Below are 26,749 nucleotides of genomic sequence, written 5' to 3' on the forward strand. Positions count from 1 at the left end.
TTATTTTTCTGAAATAGTAGCCTAGAGGAATCCTTGTGAGAAAACAAGGATTTTTCTATTGAAAATGGTATATAAAAGAGATAAGATAACTTGCCAAAACTATAGTCGAGGCGTTATTCTATAATAGAAACATATGTTCTGATTTTGGATTAGGAAAGGGGCAAGGAGTTTGGCGAAGCATCAGTTCCAATATAATGAAGATGCGATTCAAGTGTTAGAAGGACTTGAAGCCGTTCGAAAACGCCCGGGTATGTATATCGGGAGCACGGACAGCCGTGGATTGCATCATTTAGTATATGAAATAGTAGATAACTCCGTTGACGAAGCGTTAGCGGGATTTGGCGACGAAATTTCAGTCGTAATACATAAAGATAATAGTATTAGCGTTATAGATAAAGGGCGAGGAATGCCTACGGGAATGCATAAACTTGGGAAACCTACACCTGAAGTTATTTTAACTGTACTTCATGCCGGTGGTAAGTTTGGTCAAGGTGGTTACAAAACGAGTGGTGGTTTGCACGGTGTTGGGGCATCTGTTGTAAATGCCTTATCAGAATGGTTAGTCGTAACGATTAAGCGTGACGGAAATATTTACGAACAACGCTTTGAAAATGGCGGTGTTCCTGTAACGACGCTTGAGAAAATCGGGAAGACGAAAGAGTCTGGTACTACGATGCATTTCAAACCAGATACAACGATTTTCAGCACAACAAATTATAATTATGAAACATTATGTGAGAGATTACGCGAATCTGCATTCTTATTAAAAGGGATGAAAATCTCAATAAAAGATGAACGAAATGATTTAGAAGATGTCTTTCATTATGAAACAGGAATTGAAGCTTTCGTTTCCTATTTAAACGAAGAAAAAGATTCAATTCACCCAGTTGTATATTTCACTGGTGAACAAAATGGGATTGAAGCAGAACTAGCATTTCAATTTAACGATGGCTACTCAGAAAATATTCTTTCGTTTGTAAATAATGTACGTACAAAAGATGGTGGAACACATGAAGCTGGATTTAAAACAGCGATGACGCGTGTGTTTAACGAGTATGCTCGTAAAGTAGCACTATTAAAAGAAAAAGATAAAAACTTAGAAGGTACAGATATTCGTGAAGGTGTAGCGGCTATCGTTTCGGTACGTGTACCAGAAGAAGTGCTTCAGTTTGAAGGGCAAACGAAGGGGAAACTAGGTACAAGTGAAGCGCGTTCTTCAATTGATGCCATTGTATCTGAGCATTTAGCATACTTTTTAGAAGAAAACCCTGATGTAGCTACACTTCTTGTGAGAAAAGCAATTAAAGCAGCACAAGCCCGTGAAGCAGCCCGTAAAGCAAGAGAAGAAGCGCGTAGTGGTAAGAAAAAGAAAAAATCAGAAGGTACGTTAAGCGGGAAATTAACACCTGCACAATCACGTAACCCGCAAAAAAATGAACTATACCTAGTAGAGGGTGACTCTGCCGGTGGTTCTGCGAAACAAGGACGAGACAGACGTTTCCAGGCCGTATTACCGTTACGTGGTAAAGTAATTAATACAGAAAAAGCAAAGCTTGCTGATATCTTTAAAAATGAAGAGATTAATACAATCATTTATGCGATTGGCGGCGGTGTAGGAAATGAATTTGATGTTGAAGATATTAACTACGATAAAGTTGTAATTATGACCGATGCCGATACCGATGGGGCTCATATTCAAGTATTGTTATTAACGTTCTTCTACAGATATATGAAGCCACTTATCGAAGCTGGTAAAGTATTTATCGCACTTCCTCCTTTATACAAAGTAAGTAAAGGAAAAGGTAAGAGTGAGGTAATTGAATACGCTTGGTCAGATGAGGAATTAGACGGTGTAACGAAAAAAGTTGGAAAAGGCTATATGTTACAACGTTATAAAGGACTTGGTGAAATGAATGCGGATCAATTATGGGAAACAACAATGAATCCTGAAACGCGTACATTAATTCGCGTAAAAATTGATGATGCAGCAAGAGCAGAGCGTCGCGTTACAACGTTAATGGGCGATAAAGTAGAACCGCGCCGTAAATGGATTGAACGTAATGTACAGTTTGGTATGCAAGAAGAAGGAAATATTTTAGAAAATGAAATGATTATGGAGACGGAGGTGGAATAACATGCAAGCAGAGAAGTTTCATGACCTCCCGCTTGAAGACGTGTTAGGTGATCGCTTTGCACGTTATAGTAAATATATTATTCAAGATCGTGCACTTCCAGATGCACGTGATGGCTTAAAGCCAGTACAAAGACGTATTTTATATTCTATGTATGTAGAAGGTAATGTACATGATAAAGCGTTTCGTAAATCAGCTAAAACAGTAGGTAATGTTATTGGTAATTATCATCCACATGGAGATTCCTCTGTATATGAAGCAATGGTACGCTTAAGCCAAACTTGGAAAGTACGTAATGTTTTAGTTGAAATGCATGGTAATAACGGTAGTGTTGATGGGGACCCAGCGGCAGCGATGCGTTATACGGAAGCTCGTTTATCACCAATTGCATCTGAGTTATTACGTGATCTTGATAAAGAAACAGTTGAATTCGTGTCAAACTTTGATGATACGAGTGAAGAACCGGTTGTATTACCAGCAGCGTTCCCGAATTTATTAGTGAACGGATCTACAGGGATTTCCGCTGGTTATGCAACAGAAATTCCTCCGCATCATCTTGGAGAAGTTATTGATGCTACAATGATGCGTATTGATAAGCCAAATAGTACTGTTGATGATTTATTAACAGTTATGAAAGGACCAGATTTCCCAACAGGCGGTATTATTCAGGGGATTGATGGTATTAAAAAGGCGTATGAAACAGGTAAAGGTAAAATTATTATTCGCGGAAAAGCAGAAGTTGAAACAGTGCGTGGTGGGAAACAACAAATTGTAATCACTGAAATTCCTTACGAAGTGAATAAGGCAAACCTTGTAAAGAAAATGGATGAATTACGTCTAGATAAAAAGTTAGATGGTATTGCTGAAGTGCGTGATGAGACAGATCGTACTGGTTTACGAATTGTTGTTGAATTAAAGAAAGAAGCAAACGCCGAAGGTATTTTAAATTATTTATATAAAAATACAGATTTGCAAATTCCATATAACTTTAATATGGTAGCGATCAATAATCGTCGTCCAACACTTATGACATTACCGAAAATTTTAGATGCTTATATTGGACATCAAAAAGAGGTTATTACGAGACGTTCGCAATATGAATTAAGAAAAGCAGAAAATCGTCAACATATTGTAGAAGGTTTAAAGAAAGCATTATCGATTTTAGACCAAGTAATTGAGACAATTCGAGCTTCAAAAGATAAACGTAACGCGAAAGATAATTTAAGTGCAAAATTTGGCTTTACAGAAGCACAGGCAGAAGCAATTGTTTCCTTGCAATTATATCGCTTAACGAATACAGACATTACGGCGTTACAAGAAGAAGCAGATGAGCTTAATAAGAAAATTATTGAGCTACAGGCAATTTTACAAAGTGAAAAAAGATTGCTTCAAGTAATTAAAACAGATTTAAAGAGAGTTAAGAAAACATATAGTGATGATCGACGCGCGATTATTGAAGATCAAATCGAGGAAATTAAAATCGATGTAGAAGTGATGATCCCACAAGAAGATGTCATCGTTACTGTAACGAAAGAAGGATATGTGAAACGTACTGGATGGCGCTCACATAATGCCTCAAACGGCAAAGACTTCGGTATGAAAGAGGGTGACATCTTACTTGAACGATTCGATACGAATACGACAGAGACAGTCCTCTTATTTACGAATAAAGGAAACTATATATATCTGCCAGTATACGAAATGCCAGATATTCGTTGGAAAGATTTAGGTCAGCACGTTGCTAATATCGTTTCACTCGACCGGGATGAAACAATCATTTGGGCAACGGTTGTACCGAACTTTGAGGAAGAAAAACGATTTATCGTATTTGTAACACGAAATGGTATGATAAAGAAAACAGAATTAAATCAATATAAAGTTCAGCGTTATTCAAGGGCATTCGTTGCTGTAAACTTGAAAAAAGATGATGAAGTTGTCGATATATTTGCGACAGATGGAACGAGTGATATCGTTCTTGCTACACACGGTGCATATGCACTTATTTTCCATGAAGATGAAGTAAGTCCAGTCGGTGTAAGAGCTGCTGGAGTGAAAGCAATTAATTTAAAAGAAGATGACTATGTCGCTTCTGGTAAACCGTTAAATGGTGATAAAGATCAACTTATTCTCGTAACACAGCGCGGTGCTGTAAAACGTCTAAAAGCATCAGAAATTGAAAAATCAACGAGGGCGAAACGAGGTCTAGTTATTTTCAAAGAATTAAAACGTAATCCGTACCGCATTGTCGGTATTGAAATTGTTCGGGACGATGAATTAGTTTACATGAAGACAGAGAAAAACATTGTAGAAGAGATTGATCCGAAAGCGTATCGAAATAAAGACCGGTATAGTAATGGTAGCCTAGTGCTAGATGTTAATGATACTGGTGAAGTAGTAGAAACGTGGACGAAGAAAAGACCAGAATAAAGAGGGCATCTTGCTATGAATAATAGCAAGATGCTTTTTTCTAGGCAATTTATTATGTAAATAATAATAATCTTGTTATAATAACTGGATGAAATCGTTCTCATAAAGTGAAACTTTAATCAATGGGATTTTCTTTATCCACATTGATTATTAGTTGAATCAATCGGGCTTTAACGAGCAGTTGATTCCTCACCTAATTCCTTAGCTTTCGCTGAATTTTGAGTTAGGAATCTTACTGCCCGTTAGAGCGGGACAAATGGAGGGGCAACATGAAAAAAATAGGTGTAGGGATTGTAGGATTTGGTTTTTCAAGTACGACATTTCATATCCCACTATTACAAACGATAGAAGAATATGATATTCGTGCTGTATTATCCTCAAAAGAAGAGGTAGTAAAAGAAACATTACCAAACGCTAATGTTGTTAGTACAATTGATGAATTGGTGAAGCGAGCTGATGTTGACTTAGTTGTTATTACATCACCTAATACAACTCATTTTCCATATGTAAAAGAAGCAATTTTAAACGGTAAGCATGTTGTTGTAGAAAAACCATTTGTTGTTTCAATTGAAGAAGGGGAAGAGCTTATTTTATTAGCAGAGCAGCATAATGTAATGTTAAGCGTATATCATAATCGTCGTTTTGATAATGATTTCTTAACAATTAAGAAATTGTTAGGAGAAAACAGAGTAGGGAATGTATATGCATATGAATCGAATTTTGATCGTTTCCGTCCACATGTACGTGATCGATGGAGAGAAAAAAATCTACCAGGCTCCGGTATATTATATGATTTAGGATCGCATTTAATTGACCAAGCGTTATCAATATTCGGGAAACCAGATGCTATAAGTGCAGATGTAATAAAACAACGACCAGGTGCAGAGGTGGATGATTATTTCCACATAGAACTTCATTACGGAGTTAAACGTGTCATTTTACGTAGTAGTAGTTATGTGAAAAAAGCTGGACCGCATTTTATAGTGCATGGAGAGAAAGGTTCTATCGTGAAGTACGGTATGGATTCGCAGGAAGAGCAATTAAAAAATGGAATGAAGCCAGGTGATAACGGTTATGGAGTAGACGATGAAGAGAATTTTGCTACTTTAGAAACAGAAGAAAGCTTAGAGCGTATTCCAACAGAAGTCGGTTGTTATAACAATTATTATAAAGGTATACGAGATAGTATATTAAATGGTGAGAAACTACCTGTAACAGCAAAAGAAGGTTTAGATGTTATTAAACTGATTCAATTAGCGATTGAAAGCAGTGAAAAGGGTAGAGTCATTTCTATAAAATAAAAAGACACGAAATTCGTGTCTTTTTATTTTTGTGGAACAGAAAGACCATAGAAGAACATCGTAACGATATCTTGTATATGTTTTTCGCGATCTCCTTCAAGAAGTTGTGCTCCAAATTCATCACCTAACTTTGTAAACATTTGAATGTAAAGTAACATCATTGCTTTAGTAAGGTGTGGATTAATTTCGTTTTTGCGCTGAGCTCGTTCTAATATTTCTAAATACCAGGGCAGGATTTTTTCATTTTGATAACTATAAATAAACTTACGGAGTTCTTCGTCCCTTTGCATCATTTGTAGTAACATATCAGGTTGAAATAATCCGCCAGTATTCATTTTTCTTACAATCATTTTTTGCATCATATCATGAAAAGGTAATTTTTCTTCCGCAAGCTCTTTATAATATTGAAATTCAGATATGATAAATTCTTGTATAAGCTCCCTAAATAACGCATCTTTACTTCCGAAATGATTATAAATTGTAACTTGAGAAACGTTTGCTTCTTTTGCGATATGTTCTATTTTCACTTCATTAAATCCACGTTCTGAAAATAATACGAATGCTGCTTCTTTAATGGCACGCTTTTTCTTTTCTTTTACTCTTTCAAAGCCGTTCAATGCAATCACCTCACTTAAAATATACAAGAAAAAATAATGGAAAACAATAATTTTGAAATATGGACTAATAAATATTTCAAAAAATTGTTGCGAATATGGAAGATGAGGAGTACAATAATTTTGAAATATCACATATTAAATATTTCAAAAAATGAGGTGGAATTATGATTTCAGTTCAAGATGTCACAAAACAGTTTTCGAATGGAAAAGGTTTGTTTCATATTACATTTGATGTAAAAGAGGGAGAAGTATTTGGTTATTTAGGACCGAATGGTGCCGGAAAATCAACGACGATTCGTAATTTAATGGGATTTATAAAACCGACAGCTGGTAAAGCGACAATTTTTGGATTAGATTGTTGGAATGAAGCAGCGAAAATTCAAAGGGAAGTTGGTTATCTACCGGGTGAAATTTCTTTTATTGAAGGAATGAACGGATTAGAATTTTTAAAATTAATGCAAGGAATGCGTGGATTAAAGGATACAAAAAGACGAGATGAACTGATAGAGCGTCTGCAATTTGATGTGAAAACACCGATTCGCAAAATGTCTAAAGGAATGAAGCAAAAAGTAGGGATAGTCGCTGCATTTATGCACGATCCAGAGGTGTTAATTTTAGATGAACCAACATCTGGACTTGATCCACTTATGCAGCAAGTGTTTATAGATTTAATATTAGAGGAAAAGCAAAGAGGAAAAACAATCCTAATGTCATCACATATTTTCACTGAAATTGAGAGAACTTGTGACAGAGTAGCTATTATTAAAGATGGTCGACTCGTAACGGTTGAAAATATTCACGATTTACAAAGTATGAGAAGACAGGTGATAGATGTAACAGTATCATCACAAGAAGAGATTGAGTCCCTTACAAAGTGTAATTTGCAATTTGAAGCGGTAAAAGGCAGAGAGGCATCTATCATTGTACAAGGAAATTATCAAACTGTTTTACAAACACTTTCAAACTATAATGTAACGGCACTTCAAACGAGAGCGATGGATTTAGAACATTTATTTATGCATTATTACGATAAGAAAGAAGGGATAGCGCATGAATAAGCAATTATTTTTAGCTAGTTTGAAAGAAACACAAAAAAGTATTTTGAGTTATGCGTCTGGTGCAGCTTTATATCTGTGGTTATTAATTTGGATATTCCCGTCAATGGTATCAGCGAAAGGGCTAAATGAATTAATAGCTGCCATGCCTGATAGTGTGAAAAAAATCGTTGGTATGGAAAGTCCGATTCAAAACGTAATGGATTTTCTAGCGGGCGAATACTATAGTCTATTGTTTATTATCATTTTAACAATTTTTTGCGTAACAGTTGCGACACATTTAATTGCTCGTCATGTAGATAAGGGAGCAATGGCATACTTGCTAGCAACGCCTGTATCTAGAGTACGAATCGCAATTACGCAAGCGGCTATTCTTATATTAGGACTACTGATTATTGTAGCGGTTACGTATGTAGCGGGTATAGTAGGTGCAGAATGGTTTTTAGAGGATAATAACTTAAATAAAGAATTATTTTTGAAGATAAATGTAGTCGGAGGGCTCATATTTTTAGTCGTTAGTGCCTATTCATTTTTCTTTTCTTGTATATGTAATGACGAAAGAAAAGCACTAAGTTATTCAGCGAGTTTAACTATCTTATTTTTCGTATTAGATATGGTAGGGAAGTTAAGTGATAAGTTAGAATGGATGAAAAACCTATCATTATTCACGCTGTTTCGTCCGAAAGAAATTGCTGAAGGATCATATAATATATGGCCGGTAAGTATAAGTTTAACTGCTGTAGCGCTTTGTATTTTTATCGTAGCGATTGTAGTATTTAGGAAGAGGGATTTACCGTTATAAAGTAGAAAGTCCACTGAGAAAGTGGGCTTTTTTTATTTGTAAATTTAAACTAGTATGTTCATTGCATCCTTATAAAGGATATTTATCTTTTTAATTACAAAAATATTCAAAAAAGTGAACCTTTTTCTAGGTTCATACGTCTAATACATGTAAAGTTAAATTGGAAGTGATGAAGTGAGGATGAAACAGGAGGAGCGATTGTGAAAGTAATCCCTTTATATAAAATGATTATAAAAGAAGAAACGGATGTTTCTTTAGCGAAAAAAGGTGATCATGAAGCCTTTATAGCGCTTATACATACAGAAAAAGTGAAAATGTATCGAATAGCAAAGGCGATGTTACGTGATGAGACAAATATAGAGGATGCGATACAGACAACAATTTTAAAAGCCTATGAAAATATAAAAAAATTAAAAAAAGAAGAATTTTTTCAAACTTGGTTAATTCGAATACTAATAAATGAGTGTAACAATATTATTAGAGCTTATAAAAAGGTAATTGTGACAGAAGAGAATGATTACAATATGAGTGCGTGTGATCAGTATGAAGATATAGATTTGTGTAATGCGATTCAATCGTTACATGAAGAATTAAGAGCTGTTACGGTGCTTTATTACTATGAAGACATGAATCAAGAGAGTATAGCAAAGCTGTTAGAAATACCGAAAGGAACAGTGAAATCAAGATTATCACGTGCGAGGGAACAACTACAAAAACGATTAAAGATGGAATAGGGGGTGCAAAGGATGGAGAATGAAAAATTATTTGATGAGAAATTAAAAAAGAGAATAAAAGATGAAAATGTTATAGTACCTCCAGAGTTAAATGAAAAGATTAATGGCACGGTACATAATCTTAAGGTAAAAAAGAAGAGTTACAAAATTTATATGATGATAATTAGTGCAGCGGTTTGTATACTTTCAGTGGTATCTATGTCTGAGTTTTCTATACAAAGTTTTGCGCAAAACGGTGGAGTATTTGAATATGTAAAGAAAAAAGCATTTTCTGATTATGAAAATGAAGAAGAAATAAAATCGAATGTACATTATCCAGATAAAGAAAAGATTCATCAAAAGATGCTAGATTCTATTGATTATTTTAAAAATATTTCAGGACAATTTGAGGAATATTCTAGCTCATCAAGAATTGCTACAACATATAAGTATGCGATTGATACGGAGAAACAAAGAGGTATCTCTTCGAAAGAAGATAAACTAGCGAAAAAACGAACAATTATATATAACGAGGGCAAGAAAAAAGAGTTTGATGATGAGAAGTATACCTATAAAGAGACAAAATGGAACCCGAAAGAAAGAAACAATGAACTATTAAAATTAAATCCCACGGAAAGGGTAGTGAGAAAATCAGATGAGAAAAAGAGATATGATGATGAATATGTAGGGCTAGCTAAATATAGTATTCAATCAGAATTTGCAGATTTGTTAATTCGATATAAAGATTGGAATTATAAAGAAACGAAATATCTTGGATTAGATTGTTACAAAATTGAAGGAGTTATCAACATAGAGACGCCTGTTAGCACCTCTGAAGATTTAAGAGGGAAATTCGAAATGGTTGTGGAGAAAAATACAGGGATTATGTTGAAATTTCTTAGTTTTCAAGAAGGCTTGATTCAATATTCAGTTACGACTGAATGGATACAAATAGATAAGGGATTGAAAGAAAGTATGTTTCAAAAGGATAGCGCTAAATATGAAAAAATGAAAAACATATTTGATGAATAGAGACAGGAGGAGAGTAGATGGGGAATCATTCATCTTTAAGAGAAGAGAAAATTAAGCAAAAATATAAAAAGAAAACGATAATAAGTTTACTACTGGCGGTATTACTATTTGGTGGAATTGGCTATGGAGCTTATGTATATATGAAAACTTCTAGTCTCGTACAAAAATCTAATTTGAATTTAGCACGAGGTGAAAAATCCAATTTACGTGAGAAATCTGTAAAGCCAATTGCAAATCATGTTTCACTTTTAATTATGGGAATTGATGAAAATCAAGAACGACAAAAGGAATATAATGGTGCATTTCATACAGATGCATTACTGTTAGCGACTTTTAATAAAGATGATAAAACAGTGAAATTAACGAGCATACCGCGTGATACATACACATATGTTCCAGTTGAAAAGAAAAAAGATAAAATAACCCATGCATATGGAAGTGGTTTCGTTAAAAATGGTAAAGATGGAGGACCGCAAGCTTCTGTGGAAGCGGTAGAAAAATTGTTACAAGTGCCCGTTGATTATTTTGTGAAATTTAATTTTGGTTCCTTTACTAAAATTGTTGATGGGTTAGATGGTATTGAAGTAGATGTCCCAGTTGAATTTACGGAGCAAAATAGTAAAGATGAACCTGATGCGATTCATTTGAAAAAAGGATTGCAAAAATTAAATGGGGAAGAAGCACTTGCACTAGCAAGAACGCGCCATATTGATAGTGATGCGATGAGAGGGCAGAGGCAACAACTTGTTATTGAATCGATTTTAAGTAAATTAAAAAGTGTAGGATCGATTACGAAGCTAGAAAAAATAGTTGAGGCAGTTGACGACGATTTTAAAACAAACTTAGTAATGGATGATATTTTATCTTTTTATAAATACGGTTTAAACGGTTCAGTTGAAAAAATACAATTAGCTGGTGATGATTTATACTTACCTAATGGCCCAAACGGGCAACGTGTATATTATTATAATCCTAATAAAAAAGATCTACAGAGTTTGAGTAATACTCTTAGAACACATCTAGGATTAAGTGAAAAGCAAATTGAGGAGAATTAAAGCAGATGTAATGTCTGCTTTTTTATTTTTGTCTAATGGTATGACATTTAGTTTTTAATGTTATATACTATTTAAGAATTAGAGTTAATAGTGTAACATAATAGTAGGGTTCAAGTTAAGTAGCAAGGGGGCTATCACATAGAATAAATGTTATTGCTTAAAATAGTTTGGGAGAAATGAAAATACAGGGGAGTAGCAAAAATGAGAATTGCAAAGAATTTAACATTCCAAGTTATTGTGGCCATTATTTGTGGTATTGCAGTAGGGGCAATTTGGCCGAGTGTTGGACAACAAATGAAGCCAATTGGTGAAACATTCATCAATATGATTAAAATGGTTATTGCACCGATTATCTTTTTAACAATTGTACTCGGTATTGCAAGTATGGGAAGTATGAAAAAGGTAGGCCGTGTTGGTGGGAAGGCACTATTATATTTTGAAATTGTTACAACAGCTGCTTTAATTATTGGTATCATCGTAGCGAATGTTGTGCGTCCCGGAGATGGATTAGATCCCTCAAAACTAAAAGGCGGAGATGTTTCACAATATGTACAAAGCGGGCAAGAAATGAAATGGATGGATTTCTTTTTACATATTGTGCCGTCTAACATGTTTGAAGCATTTGCAAAAGGTGATATTTTACAAGTGTTATTCTTCTCCATTTTATTTGGCGCAGGATTAACGATGTTAGGGAAAAATGGACAACCGGTTATTGATTTTTTTGAAAGATTATCGAAAGTATTTTTTAACATTTTATCAATTGTAATGAAATTAGCACCGGTTGGAGCATTCGGTGGGATGGCATTTACAATTGGGAAGTATGGTTTAAGCACGCTCATACCACTTGGCAAATTAATGATTTGTGTATATGCGACAATGGCATTATTTGTTTTTATTGTTTTAAATTTTATTTGTAAACTGTATAAATTTAGTTTGTGGAAATATTTAGCTCATATTAAAGAAGAATTACTTATTGTTCTCGGGACATCATCGTCAGAATCAGTACTGCCGCGAATGATGACAAAGATGGAAGACTTCGGGTGTTCGAAACCGGTAGTAGGTTTAGTCATTCCAACAGGCTATTCTTTTAACTTAGATGGAACAACAATTTATTTATCGATGGCTACTATATTTTTAGCACAAGTTTTCCACGTCGATCTTTCACTAGGTCAACAATTAACTATAATAGCTATTTTATTAGTTACATCTAAAGGAGCAGCAGCAGTAACCGGCGGGGGATTCATTGTACTAGCATCTACTCTATCTGCTATGAATGTTATCCCATTAGAAGGTTTAGCGTTATTACTTGGTGTAGATCGTTTCATGTCAGAAGCACGTGCTATCGTTAATTTAATTGGTAACGGTATTGCAACTGTAGTTGTTGCAAAAAGTGAAAATGAATTTGATGATGAGAAGTATACGAGAGTAGTAGAGGAAATGAAACGAAAAAAAATGGCCGGGTAAAAAGTCAGCTTTGCTGACTTTTTTATTTTTGTAGAAAAGATGTTTTTAGATATATGCATTATTTATTAGCAATAATTAACAAGTATTCAAGTGGTAAATGAGATGAAAGTGATTAAAACAACGAATGTGTATGAATGCGAAATAAGGTTTGAACAACATATGGCATTTTTATGAATATTACTGTAAAAAAATAATTTTTTAAAAATTTTCAATAATAATACTTTACAAAAATTAAAAAATTAGTAGAATAAGAATTAGTAAGAATCGTCTGATAAATATATAGAGAAAAACAGAATTATCAGAAAATTCTTTAATAGCTATCGTTAAGAATTAGGGAGGGTACAAAATGAAAAAGAAACAAATCAAAAAACTAACAGCAGTTGTAGCACCGGTTTTAGCAATGAGCATGGCGTTAACAGCATGTTCTACATCAGGCGGAGATAAAAAGACAAGCACAAACTCAAGTGGAGATAGCAAGTCAGAGGGAAAATTAGCGGCAAAACAAGTGTTGAATCGAACAGTAAACCAAGAGATTCCAACGATGGATTCTTCTAAATCAACAGATACAGTATCTTCACAAATGCTAGGGAATACGATGGAAGGATTATATCGTCTTGATAAAGATAATAAGCCTATTCCAGCTGCAGCAGAATCTAGCACGAAAAGTGAAGATGGTAAAAAATATACGTTCAAACTACGTAAAGATGCAAAATGGTCAAATGGAGATCCAGTAACGGCGAAAGATTTCGTATATGCTTGGCAACGTCTATTAGATCCAAAAACAGCTGCTGAGTATGCATTTATCGCATTCCCAATTAAAAATGCAGAAGTGGTTAATAAAGGTGAAAAACCTGTAGCTGAATTAGGAGTGAAAGCGGTAGATGATCTTACGCTTGAAGTTGAATTAGAGCAAGCGGTACCGTACTTCTTAAACTTAGTAGCATTCCCATCGTACTACCCATTAAATGAAAAATTCGTAAAAGAAAAAGGGGAGAAGTTCGGTATAGAGTCTGATACAACAGTTTATAATGGACCGTTCGTTCTTAAAGATTGGAAGCATGAACAAGGATGGCAATTAAAGAAAAATGATCAATATTGGGATAAAAAGACTGTAAAACTTGAAGAAGTTAACTTCAGTGTTGTTAAAGAACCAGCAACTCTTATCAATTTATATGATAGCGGTCAAGTTGACTTTGCTTTATTAACTGGAGAGTTCGTAGATAAATACAGAAATAAGAAAGATGAATTCGGAACATATTCACAAGTGAGTACGTATTTCATTCGTATGAACCAAAAACGTGATGGACAAGATACACCATTAAAGAGTAAAAAGTTACGTGAAGCAATTGCACTATCAGTTGATAAAAAGAATTTAGCAAACGTAATTTTAAATGATGGATCAAAAGAAGCTGACTTCTTAGTACCAAAAGGTTTAGCAACTGGACCAGACGGTAAAGACTTCCAAGAAACGTTTAAGAATGGTTTAAAACCAAATGCTAAAAAAGCTGCTGCAGCTTGGGAAGAAGCGAAAAAAGAGCTAGGTAAAGACCAAGTTACAATTGAATTCTTAAACTATGATACTGGTAATGCGAAAAAAGTTGGAGAATATATTAAGGACCAAATTGAGAAGAACTTAAAAGGTGTAACAGTTAACATTAAACTTCAGCCATTTAAGCAAAAACTAAAATTAGAATCTGAGCAACAATATGATATTTCATACGGTGGTTGGAATCCAGATTATGCAGATCCAATGACGTTCTTAGATATGTTTGAGACTGGACATTCTCATAACCAAATGAGCTTCTCTGACCCTAAATATGACGGCATGGTGAAAAAAGCTGGAACGGAATTAATGAGCGATGCGAAAAAACGTTGGGAAGAGTTAGGAAAAGCTGAAAAAACATTACTTGAAGAAGATGTAGCGATTGTACCTTTATATCAACGAGGAGATTCTTATGTTTTACAACCAAATGTAAAGGGAGTAGTAAAACATAATATCAGTCCAGAATTTAGCTTTAAGTGGGCATATGTGACTGAAAAATAATAGAGTTGAAAAAGCATTTAAAAGTGGCTTAGCTACTTTTAAATGCTTTTTTTGTGAGCTTAAAATACTAATTTTTAGTGTGGTTAAATAGAGGCGAATAAGGTGTATAGTATGTACATATAGTAGATGGGGGATAAATCCTACTAAATTAAAAAATAAGAATATTTAAAATGAAACTATTTACAAGTACGAAAAAAAGAGTAGAATAACATTAGTTGTAATTTTCTGAAAAATAAATCTTTAGTGAGGGGTCTCTCAAGGATTGGTAATGTACATATAATTAGGGAGGGTATAAAAATGAAGAGAAAAAAGATGAAAAAGTTAACGGCAGTTGTAGTACCAGTTTTAGCGATGAGTGTTGCATTGACAGCATGTTCTGGCGCAGGTGGGGAAAAGAAAACGACTACTACATCAAATAGTGGGGAAGAAAAAAATCTGATATTAAATATGCAGCGAAACAAGTATTAAATCGTACGGAAAACCAAGAAATTCCGACGATGGATACTTCTAAATCTACTGATACATTAGGTTCGCAAATTTTAGGGAACACGATGGAAGGCCTATATCGTCTTGATAAAGATAATAAGCCAATTCCTGCTGCGGCAGAGTCTAGTACGAAAAGTGAAGATGGTAAAAAGTATACGTTTAAACTGCGAAAAGATGCAAAATGGTCAAATGGTGATCCTGTAACAGCGAAAGATTTCGTTTTCGCATGGAAGCGCTTACTTTATAAGGATACTGCGGCAGAATATGCATTTATTGCTTACTATATTAAAAATGCAGAAGCGATTAATAAAGGAGAAAAACCTGTAACTGAATTAGGAGCGAAGGCGGTAGATGATTACACGCTAGAAGTAGAATTAGAAAAACCGGTACCGTATTTCTTAAATTTATTAGCATTCCCATCATACTATCCATTAAATGAAAAATTCGTAAAAGAAAAAGGTGATAAGTACGGTTTAGAAGCAGATACAACTGTGTATAACGGTCCATTCGTTATGTCTTCATGGAAACATGAACAAGGTTGGCAGCTAAAGAAAAATGATAAGTACTGGGATAAAAAGACTGTGAAATTAGAAGAAATTAACTATAGTGTAGTAAAAGAGGTTGCAACGAAAGTAAACTTATATGATACAGGATCAATTGATTTTACATTACTATCAGGAGAGTTTGTAGATAAATATAAATCGAACAAAGAAGAATATGGTGAGTATGCGGAATCAAGTACATTCTTCTTACGTTTAAATCAAAAACGTAACGGACAAGATACGCCTTTAAAGAGCAAAAAACTTCGTGAAGCAATTGCATTATCAGTTGATAAAAAAGGATTGGCAAATGTAATTTTAAATAATGGATCAAAAGCAACAGATCAATTGGTTCCAAAAGGACTTGCGACAGGGCCAGATGGTAAAGATTATCAAGATACATTTAAAAATGGTCTGAAATATAATCCGAAAAAAGGAGCAGCAGCATGGGAAGAAGCGAAAAAAGAACTTGGAAAAGATCAAGTTACAATTGAATTGCTAAGCTATGATGATGGAACTGCGAAAAAGATTGCTGACTATGTAAAAGATCAAATTGAGAAAAATTTAAAAGGTGTAACGATTAATACGAAAATTCAGCCATTCAAACAAAAATTAAAATTAGAAACTGCGCAAGATTATGAAATTTCTTATGCTGGTTGGAGTCCAGACTATGCGGATCCAATGACATTTATTGATATGTTTGAATCGAAGAGCCCGTACAACCAAATGAGTTATTCAAATCCAAAATACGATGAAATGGTAGGAAAAGCAGGTAATGAATTAATGAGTGATGCGAAAAAACGCTGGGAAACGTTAGGGAAAGCTGAAAAATTATTCCTTGAAGAAGATGCAGGGTTAGTTCCTTTATATCAAACAGGAAGATCGTATGTAATGAAACCGAATGTAAAAGGAATTGTGAAACATAACATCAGTCCAGAATATAGCTTTAAGTGGGCGTATGTAACTGAGGATGGCGGAAAAAAATAAAGTGAAAGCATTTCAAAAGTGGCTGAGCTGCTTTTGAAATGCTTTTTAGTATGTATAAGGGAATAAATCTCGTTAGCCTATTGAGAATCGGGTAGGTAATTAGGAAGGTTCTATCGGAGGGATTTAGAGAGGTCAGTAAGTAGTAAGACAGATGATAGTAAGAGACCTCATGCTAATAAGAAAAATATAGAACGTAGTAATAGATTGGAATAAGGGGAAGGATGTTTACATATAGTAGACAGGGGATAATCCATATAGTAGTTAAAACGATAAGTTACTATAATAAAAAAATAAATATTTAGAAAATTTACAAAAATACTTTACAAAATCTAAAAAAACAGTAGAATATTAATTAATAAGAATTTTCTGATAACGAAAGTTAGTAGAGAATTTCTAAATGTTAATATCGTACATATAATTGGGGAGGGTACAAAAAAATGAAGAGAAAAAAGATGAAAAAATTGACAGCGGTCGTAGCACCAGTTTTAGTAATGAGTATGGCATTAACGGCTTGCTCTGGATCAGGAGATAAAGAGAAGGCAAGCACAACACCAAAAAGCGGTGAAAAAGAAGGTGGAAAGCTAGCGGCGAAGCAAGTGCTTAATTTAACAGAGTCTCAAGAGATTCCATCTATGGACTCTGCTAAAGCGACAGACCAAGTATCGTTTCTCGCTTTAAACAACGTAATGGAAGGTTTATATCGACTTGATAAAGATAATAAAGCAACACCAGGAGTTGCTGAATCATATAAAAAGAGTGATGATGGTAAAAAATATACATTTACATTAAATAAAAATGCAAAATGGTCAAATGGAGAGCCTGTAACAGCGAAAGATTTCGTGTTTGCTTGGAAACGTGCGGTAGATAAAAATACAGCAGCAGAATATGCATACATTATGTTTGATTTGAAAAATGCACAAGCGATTAATGAAGGAAAAGCTGAACTAGATACATTAGGAGTAAAAGCTGTAGATGACTATACGTTAGAAGTAGAATTAGAAAATCCAGTTCCTTACTTTGTAGAATTAACTTCATTTGGAACATTTTATCCATTAAACGAGAAATTTGTAAAAGAAAAAGGTGAAAAGTACGGTTTAGAATCAGATACGACGTTATACAACGGACCGTTTACATTGACAGACTGGAAACATGAAGAAGGTTGGAAGTTAAAGAAAAATGCACAATATTGGGATAATAAAACAGTTAAGTTAGATGAAATCAACTTTAACGTAGTAAAAGATAGCGGTACACGTGTTAACTTATATGAAAGTGGACAAATCGATCGTTCAGGACTTACATCTGAATTTGTTGACAAATATAAATCAAACCCCGACTTCTTTACACAAAAAACACCGTCAACGTACTTCTTACGCTTAAACCAAAAACGTGGTGGGCAAGATACAGTGTTAAAGAGCAAAGATCTACGTTTAGCGATTGCAAAGGCATATGATAAAAAAGGCTTAACGAACGTTATTTTAAATGACGGATCTACCCCGGCAGATTACTTAGTACCAAAAGAATTTGCTAAGAGCCCAGATGGAAAAGACTTCCGTAAAGAAAATGGAGATATTTTAAAAACAGATGTGAAAAAAGCAAAAGAGCATTGGGAAAAAGCGAAAAAAGAACTTGGAAAAGATGCAATTACAGTAGAACTATTAAACTATGATGGTGATGGTGCGAAAAAAGTAGGAGAATTCTTAAAAGGAGAACTTGAGAAAAACTTACCAGGTTTAACAGTGAATTTGAAAAACCAGCCATTTAAACAAAAGTTAAAATTAGAATCAGATCTAGATTATGATTTATCTTACGCTGGTTGGGGACCTGACTACTTAGATCCAATGACATTCATTGATATGTTCGTTACAAATGGCCCTCATAACCAAACAGGATATTCAAATCCTAAATATGATGAAATTGTACAAAAAGGTAAAGGTGAGCTATTAACGAAAACGAAAGAGCGTTGGGATAGCTTACTAAAAGCGGAGAAAATGTTATTGGAAGATGCAGCAATTGCACCATTATATCAACGTGGTGATGCTATCGTTCAAAGACCTAAAGTAAAAGGTATTGTTCACCATCCAGTTGGTGGAGACTACAGCTATAAATGGGCATATATTACAGAGGATAAGTAAGATGGGGGGCGTATAATACGCCCTTTTTTCTATGCACTTTTCTTCCGTGCTTGAATATATAAAATAAAAAAGGGAGAATCCCATGAAACGAAACACATACATCGATTTCCTAGCTTATTACGGAATAGGAAGTGCTCATCCTGGTGGCTTTACGTTAACAAAACAATTGTTAGCACAACTGCCTTTTAAATATGGAGCGAATGTCCTTGAGATAGGTTGCGGTACGGGGAGAACAGCGGCGTATATGACAAGGGAACTTGGCTATAAAGTAACAACGGTTGAAAAGAATGAAATTATGATTCAAAAGGCAAAAGATAGATGGTTGTTTGAAGGGTTAGATATACAATTAATTGAAGGAAATGTAGAGCATTTACCGTGTTTGAATAACTCATTTGAGTTCGTACTTGGAGAATCAATCATCGCTTTTACAGACAAAGAAAGGGTTATCTCGGAGTGTTATCGTGTATTACAGCAGGACGGTAAGCTTGTTGTCATTGAAATGATTATTGATAGGCACATTGATAAGGGTGAGGAAGAAAAAATCGCCCAATTATATGGCATGAAAGAACTATTAACTGAGAAGGAGTGGGTACAATTATTTCAGAAAGCAAATTTTAAAAGAATTACAACTGCAGGTGGTGGCACGATTGCAGAAACAATCTCTGGCTATGTAGAAGAGCCAGAATGGAATGTATCCTCACATATTCCGAATGAGTTATATGAGGCGTGGGTACAGCATGAAAATGTACGGCTTATGTACCAACACATTTTAGGGCATCGTATTTTTATATGTGAAAAATAAAGAAAAAGAGTTGGCTAAAGGTAGCCAACTCTTTACTATGTTAAATGAAAAATAATGCAGCTAATGTAATTCCGAAGATGAAACCAAATCCGAGTTCAACACCCCAGCCACAACCGCCGCCTCCCCAGCCGCCGCAACCACAACTACTACAACCACGACCACCACATCCGCAGCTGCTGAATCCACCACCGCATCCGAATCCACAACTATCACACCTGCTAAGGCCTCCACAAAGGTCACAACCACCGTTTGCATAAGCGTCGTAGTATCCGAATCCTGAATCAAAAGATGAGCGCTGTTGCACCGGTTCAATCCATACAGAGCTTTGTGTCACATCGATTATTTTCCCTAAATGTATACGGCCATCACGGTCTTCAATCCGAACAACTTTTCCGAAGTAACGTCGGCATGTATCATAACATTTTTGTCTATGCATGTTCTTTCCTCCTTCCGCATTACAGTAATACGATATGTAAGGGGGACAAGTGCGGCTTGTACGAATGCCCTATCTATCATAATTGTTATAGGAAAGGGGAAATATAAGAAGAGGATATATAAGGAGGAAAAGGCATGAAATCTACAGATCAGTTTCAGACATACGAAGTACCGTGGGAAGAATTTATTGAAGCGTTGCGAGAGGAAATGAAGAAGCAAGTAGGGGCAGATATTATTGATACAGTAGTTTGCAATTTAGAAGATGGTTTTGAAGTGTATACATATGTGCAGGGGGATTTAGATTTTGAATATAAGGAAGCGCTTGAGAGAAAATACGGAAGTGATGCGAAGACACCTAATGTGTTAACGATAATGTTATTAGCTAGTATTTATAATACAAGTGAAGAGAATATACGCTTGCATGCGGATCATAAAGAGAATCCGATTGTTGAAGTGTATGTAAAGCAATGAAACACGCTGTGGAAGGCGTGTTTTTTATTTGTATGATAAAATGTTAGAAAATTGAGAAAGAAGGTGAAGGATTGGGAATTAAACATCTTAATTTAACAGTTACAGATGTAACAGCATCTAGAGCGTTTTTAGAGAGGTATTTTAGTTTAACTTGTAGCGGAACAAGGGGAAATGGCTTTGCAGTTATGCGTGATAATGATGGGTTTATATTAACGTTAATGAAAGGGAAAGACGTACATTATCCAAAAACATTTCATGTAGGATTTCCACAAGAAAGTGAAGAACAAGTAGATAAGATAAATCAAAGATTGAAGGAAGATGGATTTTTGGTTGAGGCTCCTAAACGTGCACATGCGTATACGTTTTATGTGGAAGCACCTGGTGGATTTACAATTGAAGTGATGTGTTAGTTAAAAATCAAACTTTTTGTTAAGTGTTTTTAAAATAAAAAGTAGGAAAAGTCTGTTTTAAGTGTGGAGCTTAAACAGGCTTTTTTACTTATATAATTGGATAGAGAATGCTAGAAGGAATATTACCAAGTGTATGGTCTGTTTACATAATAAAGTTATGGTGGGTTAGTTGTCCTAAAATACAAGTCATATATCTTGTTTCCTCTCATAAATTTAAACATAGGAATTTGTCTACAAAGGTGGCGAAGCCTCATCATGAAAATCCGAATTTGTGCCACGTTCATGTTGTTTCTATTTATATGTTTACCTTTATCAGCTTTTGCAAAAGGAGAGGAGGCAAAGGAAAGGGTCGTTTCACTTGTATATGACGATTCGGGCAGCATGAGAAATAACGATCGCTGGAAATATGCCAATTATGCTTTGCAAAGTTTAGTTGCGCTATTGGATGAAAAAGATAAATTTTCTTACGTTCCAATGAGTAAGCCGAATGATACATTAAACATTTCGTTAACGAAGGATAAAAGGCAAACAGAAATTGAGGGAATTGGAGAATGGAAAACGTATTTAAATACTCCATTTAGAGCAGTCGAAACGGCGATGCAATCTATAAAAAAGGAAGCAGATATAGATGGAAAACGTGAATTTTGGCTTATTGTATTAACTGACGGGGCATTTAATGATTTAGAGAAAGATAAGGTTGGCGGAAAAGAACAAATTTTGCGGGAATTAGCCCAGTTTAAGAAAGAAATGGATGCAAAAAAGATATCGTTACATCCAGTCTTAATTACGATGGAAGAAGATTTAGGACAACAAGAAAAAGAACAACTAAATACGTTCAAGGAAATATGGAAGAAAGAGATAAATGGTGTTACGATGCCGTCAAGCGGAGAAGATGGCATTGTAAAAAGTGTAAATCAAGTGGCAGCATTAGTTGCAAATCGTGATCCATTCTCCTCTGTTGAATCGATTGTAAAAACGAAAGTAGTTGGGAAAAGAGTAGAGATTACAACACCGTTTCCGTTAAAGCGTATGACGCTTGTACGACAATCGCCTTCTCTGCTCGATTATCAGGTCACACAAATTTCTAAACCATTACAATTACAATCTTCTTTTTCCATACATGCACCAGGAGAAGCAAAATTGTTCGGAAATATAGTTCATATAAGTACGAAAAATGAGGAAGTTATTAAACCAGGAACTTATACGATAGAAGTGGACCAGGACATTGAGAAAGAAGGACTACAAGTACTAGTTGAACCAGCGCTTAATTATACGGTTTCTACTTATGACAAAGATGATAGTAGTCAAAAAAATGTAGAGAAAATGTACGAAGGTGTTACTGCTGTTATTGAAGCAAAGCCTACGGAGTTACCAGTTCAGTCTTCTTACTTTCAGGCAGAATTAGAAATAGACGGAAAACACTACCCGATGAAGTGGGACGATAAAAAACATGTATTTTACTACGAAATGAAGATTGCTAAAGGGCTAGTGCGTGGGAAAGTTCATATGAACATAAAGGGATTTTACAGACAGACGAAAGAATTTAAAATCGAAGTAACGGAAAAACCAAAATTATCACTACAAACGATTACGAAAGATTATGAAGAAAAAGTAACAAATTTAGAGAATAGTAAACCGTTTATTATACAACCACAGTTAGATGGTAAGCCGATGACAGAAGAGGCTGTAAAGAAACTATTAAAATCTACTGGTGTCACATCTAAACAATCAATCAACTATGAAATAAAACAACATGGTAATCAAATTTATATTTATCCTCGCCCTCATTACTCCGACACATTCAATTTCACAGATACCGGCACCATAGAAGCTACCATCGTAGTGCAAGATTCAAAATTACAAGAAGTAAAGAAAAAAATATCACTTCATATTCAAAATGCTCCGTTTTATGAAAAATATGCGCTTATTTTTAAGTTTGTCATTCCTATCACTTTATTACTGCTAGTAGTAGGAATCATTGTTTTAGGATGGATTGTTCGGCCAAGATTTCACAGGAAAGCACTACTGTATTATGAATGGGATCAAGAGGTAGCGAAAGATTGGCTATATCAATCTGAACCAGAATTACTTCGAAATAAATGGTGGAACCATTATTTTGGTATCCCATTTAGAGCAGAAAGAAAAACTGTGCAATCCGTTACATTTATAGCGAAGAAAGGTTCGAAATCTGTCTTTGTAGCGAAAGAATCACAAGTAGTTGGAATGATTATTGATGGAATGTTTATAACAGAGGATGAAGTAGGAATGGAACATAAGACACTATATCCAAATGAACTTTTACTAATTGATAGAGGATATGGTAAGGAGATTTACAAGTACGAATGTGAATAGTAGGTAGGGATAAGAAGGGGATGGAGTATGGATTCTCTTCTCCTTTTTTCAAACAAGCAAGAATAGGAAGGTGGTTCACATGACATTACAAGTTCCAACAATATTAATTGGTTTAGGTGGAATCGGTAGTACTGTGACGCATCAAATATATGAAAAACTGCCTGAAGAGCGCCGAAAAAAGGTAGCAATGCACGTATTTGATACAGATGTGAATACATTAAGTAAATTTGATCATATTCGAAAGTTTAAGACACAAACAAGTTCTAGTAAAACGCCTAGGGAGTATATTGCAGGAGATCCAACGATCCCAGAGTGGTTTCCGATGGATCCGACTATACTTGATAAGCCATTAACAGAAGGAGCAGGACAGTTACGCGTTATTTCACGTTTAGCGTTACGTGCTGCGATGAAAGAAGATAAATTGACGTCTTTTTGGCAAGAAATCGAGAAAATTTTTCCGGTTACAAGTGATCAAACGGAATATGGTGTGCGTGTCATTATAGTAACATCACTAGCAGGCGGAACAGGTTCAGGGATGTTTCTGCAAATTGCTTTATATTTACGTGAAATGCTTCGGAAGAAATTGCAGCATCATAACATTTTAATACGCGGTGCGTTTTTAATGCCGGATGTTTTAGTAAAGACGAGAACAGTTAGCGCGAAAGAATTTGAAACGGTGCAAGCAAATGGCTATGCATCGTTAAAAGAATTACATGCTATTACGCTCGGGTCTACTGGAGAATTATCAAAACGCGGCGGTGTAACAATTGAATTAGAGTATCGCCCTGATCAAGTAGATGAAGACGGAAGAACGAATCATACAATTAAACAACATCATTTACCGTACAATTATTGTTTCTTATACGATTACGAAAACCTACATGGACACCATTTACACAATTTATCAGACTATATGGAACAGATGGCAAATACAATTTATTTACAGTTATTTAGCCCGATGTCCACAAGTCATTTTGCACAGGAAGACAATCAAATTCAGCAATTAGCAGAATCAAGCGGAAAAGGACGATATTGCGGGGCAGGAACGGCAAAACTCATTTATCCATATGAACATGTGTTAAAATATTGTGCTTTAAAATGGGCGGTGCAAGGTTTAGATGAATCGTGGCTTCATTTAGATCAACTGTTTCAAGAGAAGAAGCAAAGATACGATCAAGATGTAAAACGTGGGATGCAACGTGAAAAGCCGGAAAGAGGTAAAAGTTATTTAGAGGACTTGGAGCATCTTGCTACCCGTCCAGAGCAAGCTCATATTTTCTATAGACAAATGTACAATGAAACACGTGAAGGAGCAGAGGGTGGTAAGCTCGGAGTTGCGAAATCAAAACTGTTTTTAGAAGCTGTAGAAAGTTATGTACAACGAACGGTGCAAAAAGATGAGGAATTAAATCGTCTGCAACATGAGTGTAAAATTTCAGCTACGAAACTGAAAATGATGGAACAAATGAAAGGTGAAGTGGCAAGAGTGGATCATGCGGTTCGTTTATATGCGTATGCGATTCCGAGCCGTGTACATGAACATGTAACGACACTTTTATATGACATGATTGAATCAGACCGCTTTTCACCAAGTGGTTCTGAAGGGCAGTCCTATCAATTAAATACATGGTTTTTAAAGAAAACAGATCCAGTTCACCCAGTAGCAGCTCGTTTTATGTTATATGAAATTCGAAAGCAGTTAGTCGAAAAAATGAATCGACTACATGAAAATAATGAACAAAAGCGTAATTTAATTCAAAACTACGATAAGAAATTTAATGTGAGTAATATTGATGGAACGGTAACAGCTGTACGCCGAGTAGAAATTGCGCAGCAACAAGGCTGGTTTGGAAAAATGATTAATAACCAGCAGCGTTTATTTAAAAAGGAATTTGAAGATATTGTAACGCAGTACGTACACAAATTAAACGAATACCGTAAAGAAATGCTATTAGAACTCGTTTATCAATCGCTATATCAAGCAGTTAACAAAATGATTCAATATTGGGAAAGATTTTTTGATAATTTACATGAAACACGTGAAAATTTACTGTTTGAAATTCAAAAACGAAGCAAGGAATTTGAAGGGAAAACAAACCCAACGAATGTATACGTATTAGCTGAAGAGAAGTTGCAAGAAAAGATATGGCAAGATATGCAACAACATTTAAATTTAGGTGTATTACCGAAAGATATATGTGCGGAAATTTATATGAGCTTATACGGGGAATATTGCCGGGATGCGAAAACAGAAGAGATTCAATCGAAAAAGGTAGAAGACTTTTATCGTGAGCACATACTAAACTATTGTTACGATGAGTTACAAATACGCTATCGCGATAAATTAGAGCTGAACATCGTTGAAGCATTACGAAAAGAAGCGGATTATAAGAATCGTGATCGTGATGAATATGTTCGTGAAAAAATTGAAGACTTGTTCCATTTAGCAAGTCCATTCGTTCCGAAAGTTTCGCATCATAGGGAATTACAATATTGGGGTATACACCCATCTTTAAAGAAAGAATTGCAAGAGGAATTAATGCAAGAAATGTTTAAAGAAAAAGATACAGTACATGAAGCTTTTTCACCATTTGAAGTCATTTGCTATCGTGCACATTACGGTTTATCACTGCAAGACTTTCCTAAGCTTTCGTCTGGGCATATTGCAAATGGATTTATGAATGATAAAGGTGATTATTTTCAGTCTTACTATCGCCGAGTGAACAAGTTGAATAGTAAAAAATCTAGTTTAACGCCGCATTTAGATAAGTATTGGCACTTACCAGCCTTCATGCCAGACTTAAATGCAACGCAAACGAAGTTAGATTACGATAAATGTAATCGTGCTCTACTATACGCGTATATGTATCGCTGGATTAGTTTAGTTGCTGTTGATGGCCAGTTTGTGTATCAATATAATGGCGTTGGACGTAGCTTCTTAATTCAGTCGATGGGGAAAAATATTTCAAGCGAAAGTTATAAATTACACAGAGCGTTGCTTCATAACCCATTTATTTATGAAAACATCTTGTCCAGGTTTGAAGAAGAACAAGAGAAGGCGATGATACAAGGTGGACATTTATATACACATCCGTTTGTATTAGGTGCTCAAGATATTAGATGGCTTCGTAAAGAGCATGTCCATAATATTTTAGATATGATTTTAATGTATGACCGTGAAGCGAAATATGACCCAACGTTAGAAGAAACTTCTGATGAATTATTGAGGCTATTCCTTGATGAAATTGAGTTATATTTCCAAAACTATTACGGTACAGGTACCGATATGGTTGCAAAGAAAGAAAAAGAAATGTTTATTAAACAATTGTGGGATCGTTCGTACGCGAAAGGTTATGTAGACCCAAATAGTGCACCGTATAAAAAGTGGCAAAATTTATTAAGTGTTCATGATGAGGAGGAAACATCAAAAACGAATGTTTAATGAATGAAAAGGGAATCCTTAAAAGTGGCAATACAACTTTAGAAAAGAGGG

18 protein-coding genes and 1 pseudogene are annotated in these 26,749 nt (G+C 35.0%); 17 read left to right on the forward strand and 2 right to left on the reverse strand.

Annotated elements, in window-relative coordinates:
* Positions 1-169: 169 nt before the first annotated feature.
* From parE to ACTFRH_RS11035, 3 genes are all read left to right on the forward strand, one after another.
* Positions 170-2,134: a DNA topoisomerase IV subunit B gene (gene parE / locus ACTFRH_RS11025; RefSeq protein WP_001062202.1), complete on the forward strand. Its 1,965-nt coding sequence runs from the start codon at positions 170-172 to the stop codon at positions 2,132-2,134.
* A 1-nt stretch (position 2,135) separates the two neighbouring features.
* Entirely contained in the window at positions 2,136-4,559 is a 2,424-nt protein-coding gene (gene parC / locus ACTFRH_RS11030; protein ID WP_001147463.1) for a DNA topoisomerase IV subunit A, read from the forward strand.
* 269 nt (positions 4,560-4,828) lie between these two features.
* Entirely contained in the window at positions 4,829-5,860 is a 1,032-nt protein-coding gene (locus ACTFRH_RS11035; protein WP_000719765.1) for an oxidoreductase, read from the forward strand.
* Positions 5,861-5,883: 23 nt separating this feature from the next.
* Here ACTFRH_RS11035 and ACTFRH_RS11040 read toward each other — a convergent pair whose 3' ends face one another.
* Positions 5,884-6,486, reverse strand: a complete 603-nt coding sequence (locus tag ACTFRH_RS11040) for a TetR/AcrR family transcriptional regulator (RefSeq protein ID WP_157464239.1) — start codon at positions 6,484-6,486, stop codon at positions 5,884-5,886.
* A gap of 155 nt (positions 6,487-6,641) precedes the next feature.
* Between ACTFRH_RS11040 and ACTFRH_RS11045 the strand changes: the two genes are divergently transcribed.
* The 10 genes and pseudogenes from ACTFRH_RS11045 to ACTFRH_RS11090 all read left to right on the forward strand — a co-directional run bounded on the left by ACTFRH_RS11045 (position 6,642) and on the right by ACTFRH_RS11090 (position 19,588).
* The gene (locus ACTFRH_RS11045; protein ID WP_000626567.1) at positions 6,642-7,535 is read left to right on the forward strand and encodes an ABC transporter ATP-binding protein; all 894 of its coding nucleotides are present in this window, start codon (positions 6,642-6,644) and stop codon (positions 7,533-7,535) included.
* Positions 7,528-8,334, forward strand: a complete 807-nt coding sequence (locus ACTFRH_RS11050) for an ABC transporter permease subunit (protein ID WP_001041434.1) — start codon at positions 7,528-7,530, stop codon at positions 8,332-8,334. Before ACTFRH_RS11045 ends, ACTFRH_RS11050 begins: the two co-directional genes overlap by 8 nt.
* A 200-nt stretch (positions 8,335-8,534) precedes the next feature.
* Complete coding sequence (locus tag ACTFRH_RS11055; protein WP_000864721.1) at positions 8,535-9,068, forward strand: sigma-70 family RNA polymerase sigma factor; 534 nt, start codon at positions 8,535-8,537, stop codon at positions 9,066-9,068.
* Positions 9,069-9,080: 12 nt separating this feature from the next.
* Positions 9,081-10,079 (forward strand): hypothetical protein, encoded by a 999-nt coding sequence (locus ACTFRH_RS11060; RefSeq protein WP_000426712.1) that lies wholly within the window; start codon positions 9,081-9,083, stop codon positions 10,077-10,079.
* A 17-nt stretch (positions 10,080-10,096) separates the two neighbouring features.
* Positions 10,097-11,134 (forward strand): LCP family protein, encoded by a 1,038-nt coding sequence (locus ACTFRH_RS11065; RefSeq protein WP_000526718.1) that lies wholly within the window; start codon positions 10,097-10,099, stop codon positions 11,132-11,134.
* 201 nt (positions 11,135-11,335) lie between these two features.
* A complete protein-coding gene (locus tag ACTFRH_RS11070; protein WP_001216973.1) occupies positions 11,336-12,598 on the forward strand; it encodes a dicarboxylate/amino acid:cation symporter in 1,263 nt (420 codons plus the stop codon).
* 346 nt (positions 12,599-12,944) lie between these two features.
* A complete protein-coding gene (locus tag ACTFRH_RS11075; protein ID WP_000730141.1) occupies positions 12,945-14,642 on the forward strand; it encodes a peptide ABC transporter substrate-binding protein in 1,698 nt (565 codons plus the stop codon).
* 297 nt (positions 14,643-14,939) lie between these two features.
* Positions 14,940-16,654, forward strand: a pseudogene (locus ACTFRH_RS11080) (peptide ABC transporter substrate-binding protein).
* A 437-nt stretch (positions 16,655-17,091) separates the two neighbouring features.
* A complete protein-coding gene (locus ACTFRH_RS11085) occupies positions 17,092-18,786 on the forward strand; it encodes a peptide ABC transporter substrate-binding protein (RefSeq protein ID WP_000823446.1) in 1,695 nt (564 codons plus the stop codon).
* A gap of 82 nt (positions 18,787-18,868) precedes the next feature.
* On the forward strand, positions 18,869-19,588 hold the full coding sequence (locus ACTFRH_RS11090; RefSeq protein ID WP_000828259.1) for a class I SAM-dependent methyltransferase: 720 nt from the start codon (positions 18,869-18,871) through the stop codon (positions 19,586-19,588).
* A gap of 40 nt (positions 19,589-19,628) precedes the next feature.
* Here ACTFRH_RS11090 and ACTFRH_RS11095 read toward each other — a convergent pair whose 3' ends face one another.
* Positions 19,629-20,024 carry a hypothetical protein gene (locus ACTFRH_RS11095; protein ID WP_000555000.1) on the reverse strand — a complete coding sequence of 132 codons (396 nt, stop codon included), beginning with the start codon at positions 20,022-20,024 and terminating at the stop codon, positions 19,629-19,631.
* Between the two features lie 134 nt (positions 20,025-20,158).
* On the opposite strand from ACTFRH_RS11095, the gene ACTFRH_RS11100 reads away from it, so the two are divergent.
* The 4 genes from ACTFRH_RS11100 to ACTFRH_RS11115 all read left to right on the forward strand — a co-directional run bounded on the left by ACTFRH_RS11100 (position 20,159) and on the right by ACTFRH_RS11115 (position 26,698).
* A complete protein-coding gene (locus ACTFRH_RS11100) occupies positions 20,159-20,494 on the forward strand; it encodes a hypothetical protein (protein ID WP_000842901.1) in 336 nt (111 codons plus the stop codon).
* A gap of 71 nt (positions 20,495-20,565) precedes the next feature.
* On the forward strand, positions 20,566-20,904 hold the full coding sequence (locus ACTFRH_RS11105) for a VOC family protein (RefSeq protein WP_000511527.1): 339 nt from the start codon (positions 20,566-20,568) through the stop codon (positions 20,902-20,904).
* Positions 20,905-21,159: 255 nt separating this feature from the next.
* Positions 21,160-23,256 carry a vWA domain-containing protein gene (locus tag ACTFRH_RS11110; protein ID WP_000702071.1) on the forward strand — a complete coding sequence of 699 codons (2,097 nt, stop codon included), beginning with the start codon at positions 21,160-21,162 and terminating at the stop codon, positions 23,254-23,256.
* 79 nt (positions 23,257-23,335) lie between these two features.
* A complete protein-coding gene (locus ACTFRH_RS11115) occupies positions 23,336-26,698 on the forward strand; it encodes a tubulin-like doman-containing protein (RefSeq protein WP_000175120.1) in 3,363 nt (1,120 codons plus the stop codon).
* The last annotated feature ends 51 nt before the right edge of the window (positions 26,699-26,749 follow it).

It is taken from the genome of Bacillus cereus group sp. MYBK216-1, assembly GCF_051916495.1.
Lineage (GTDB): Bacteria > Bacillota > Bacilli > Bacillales > Bacillaceae_G > Bacillus_A > Bacillus_A thuringiensis_K.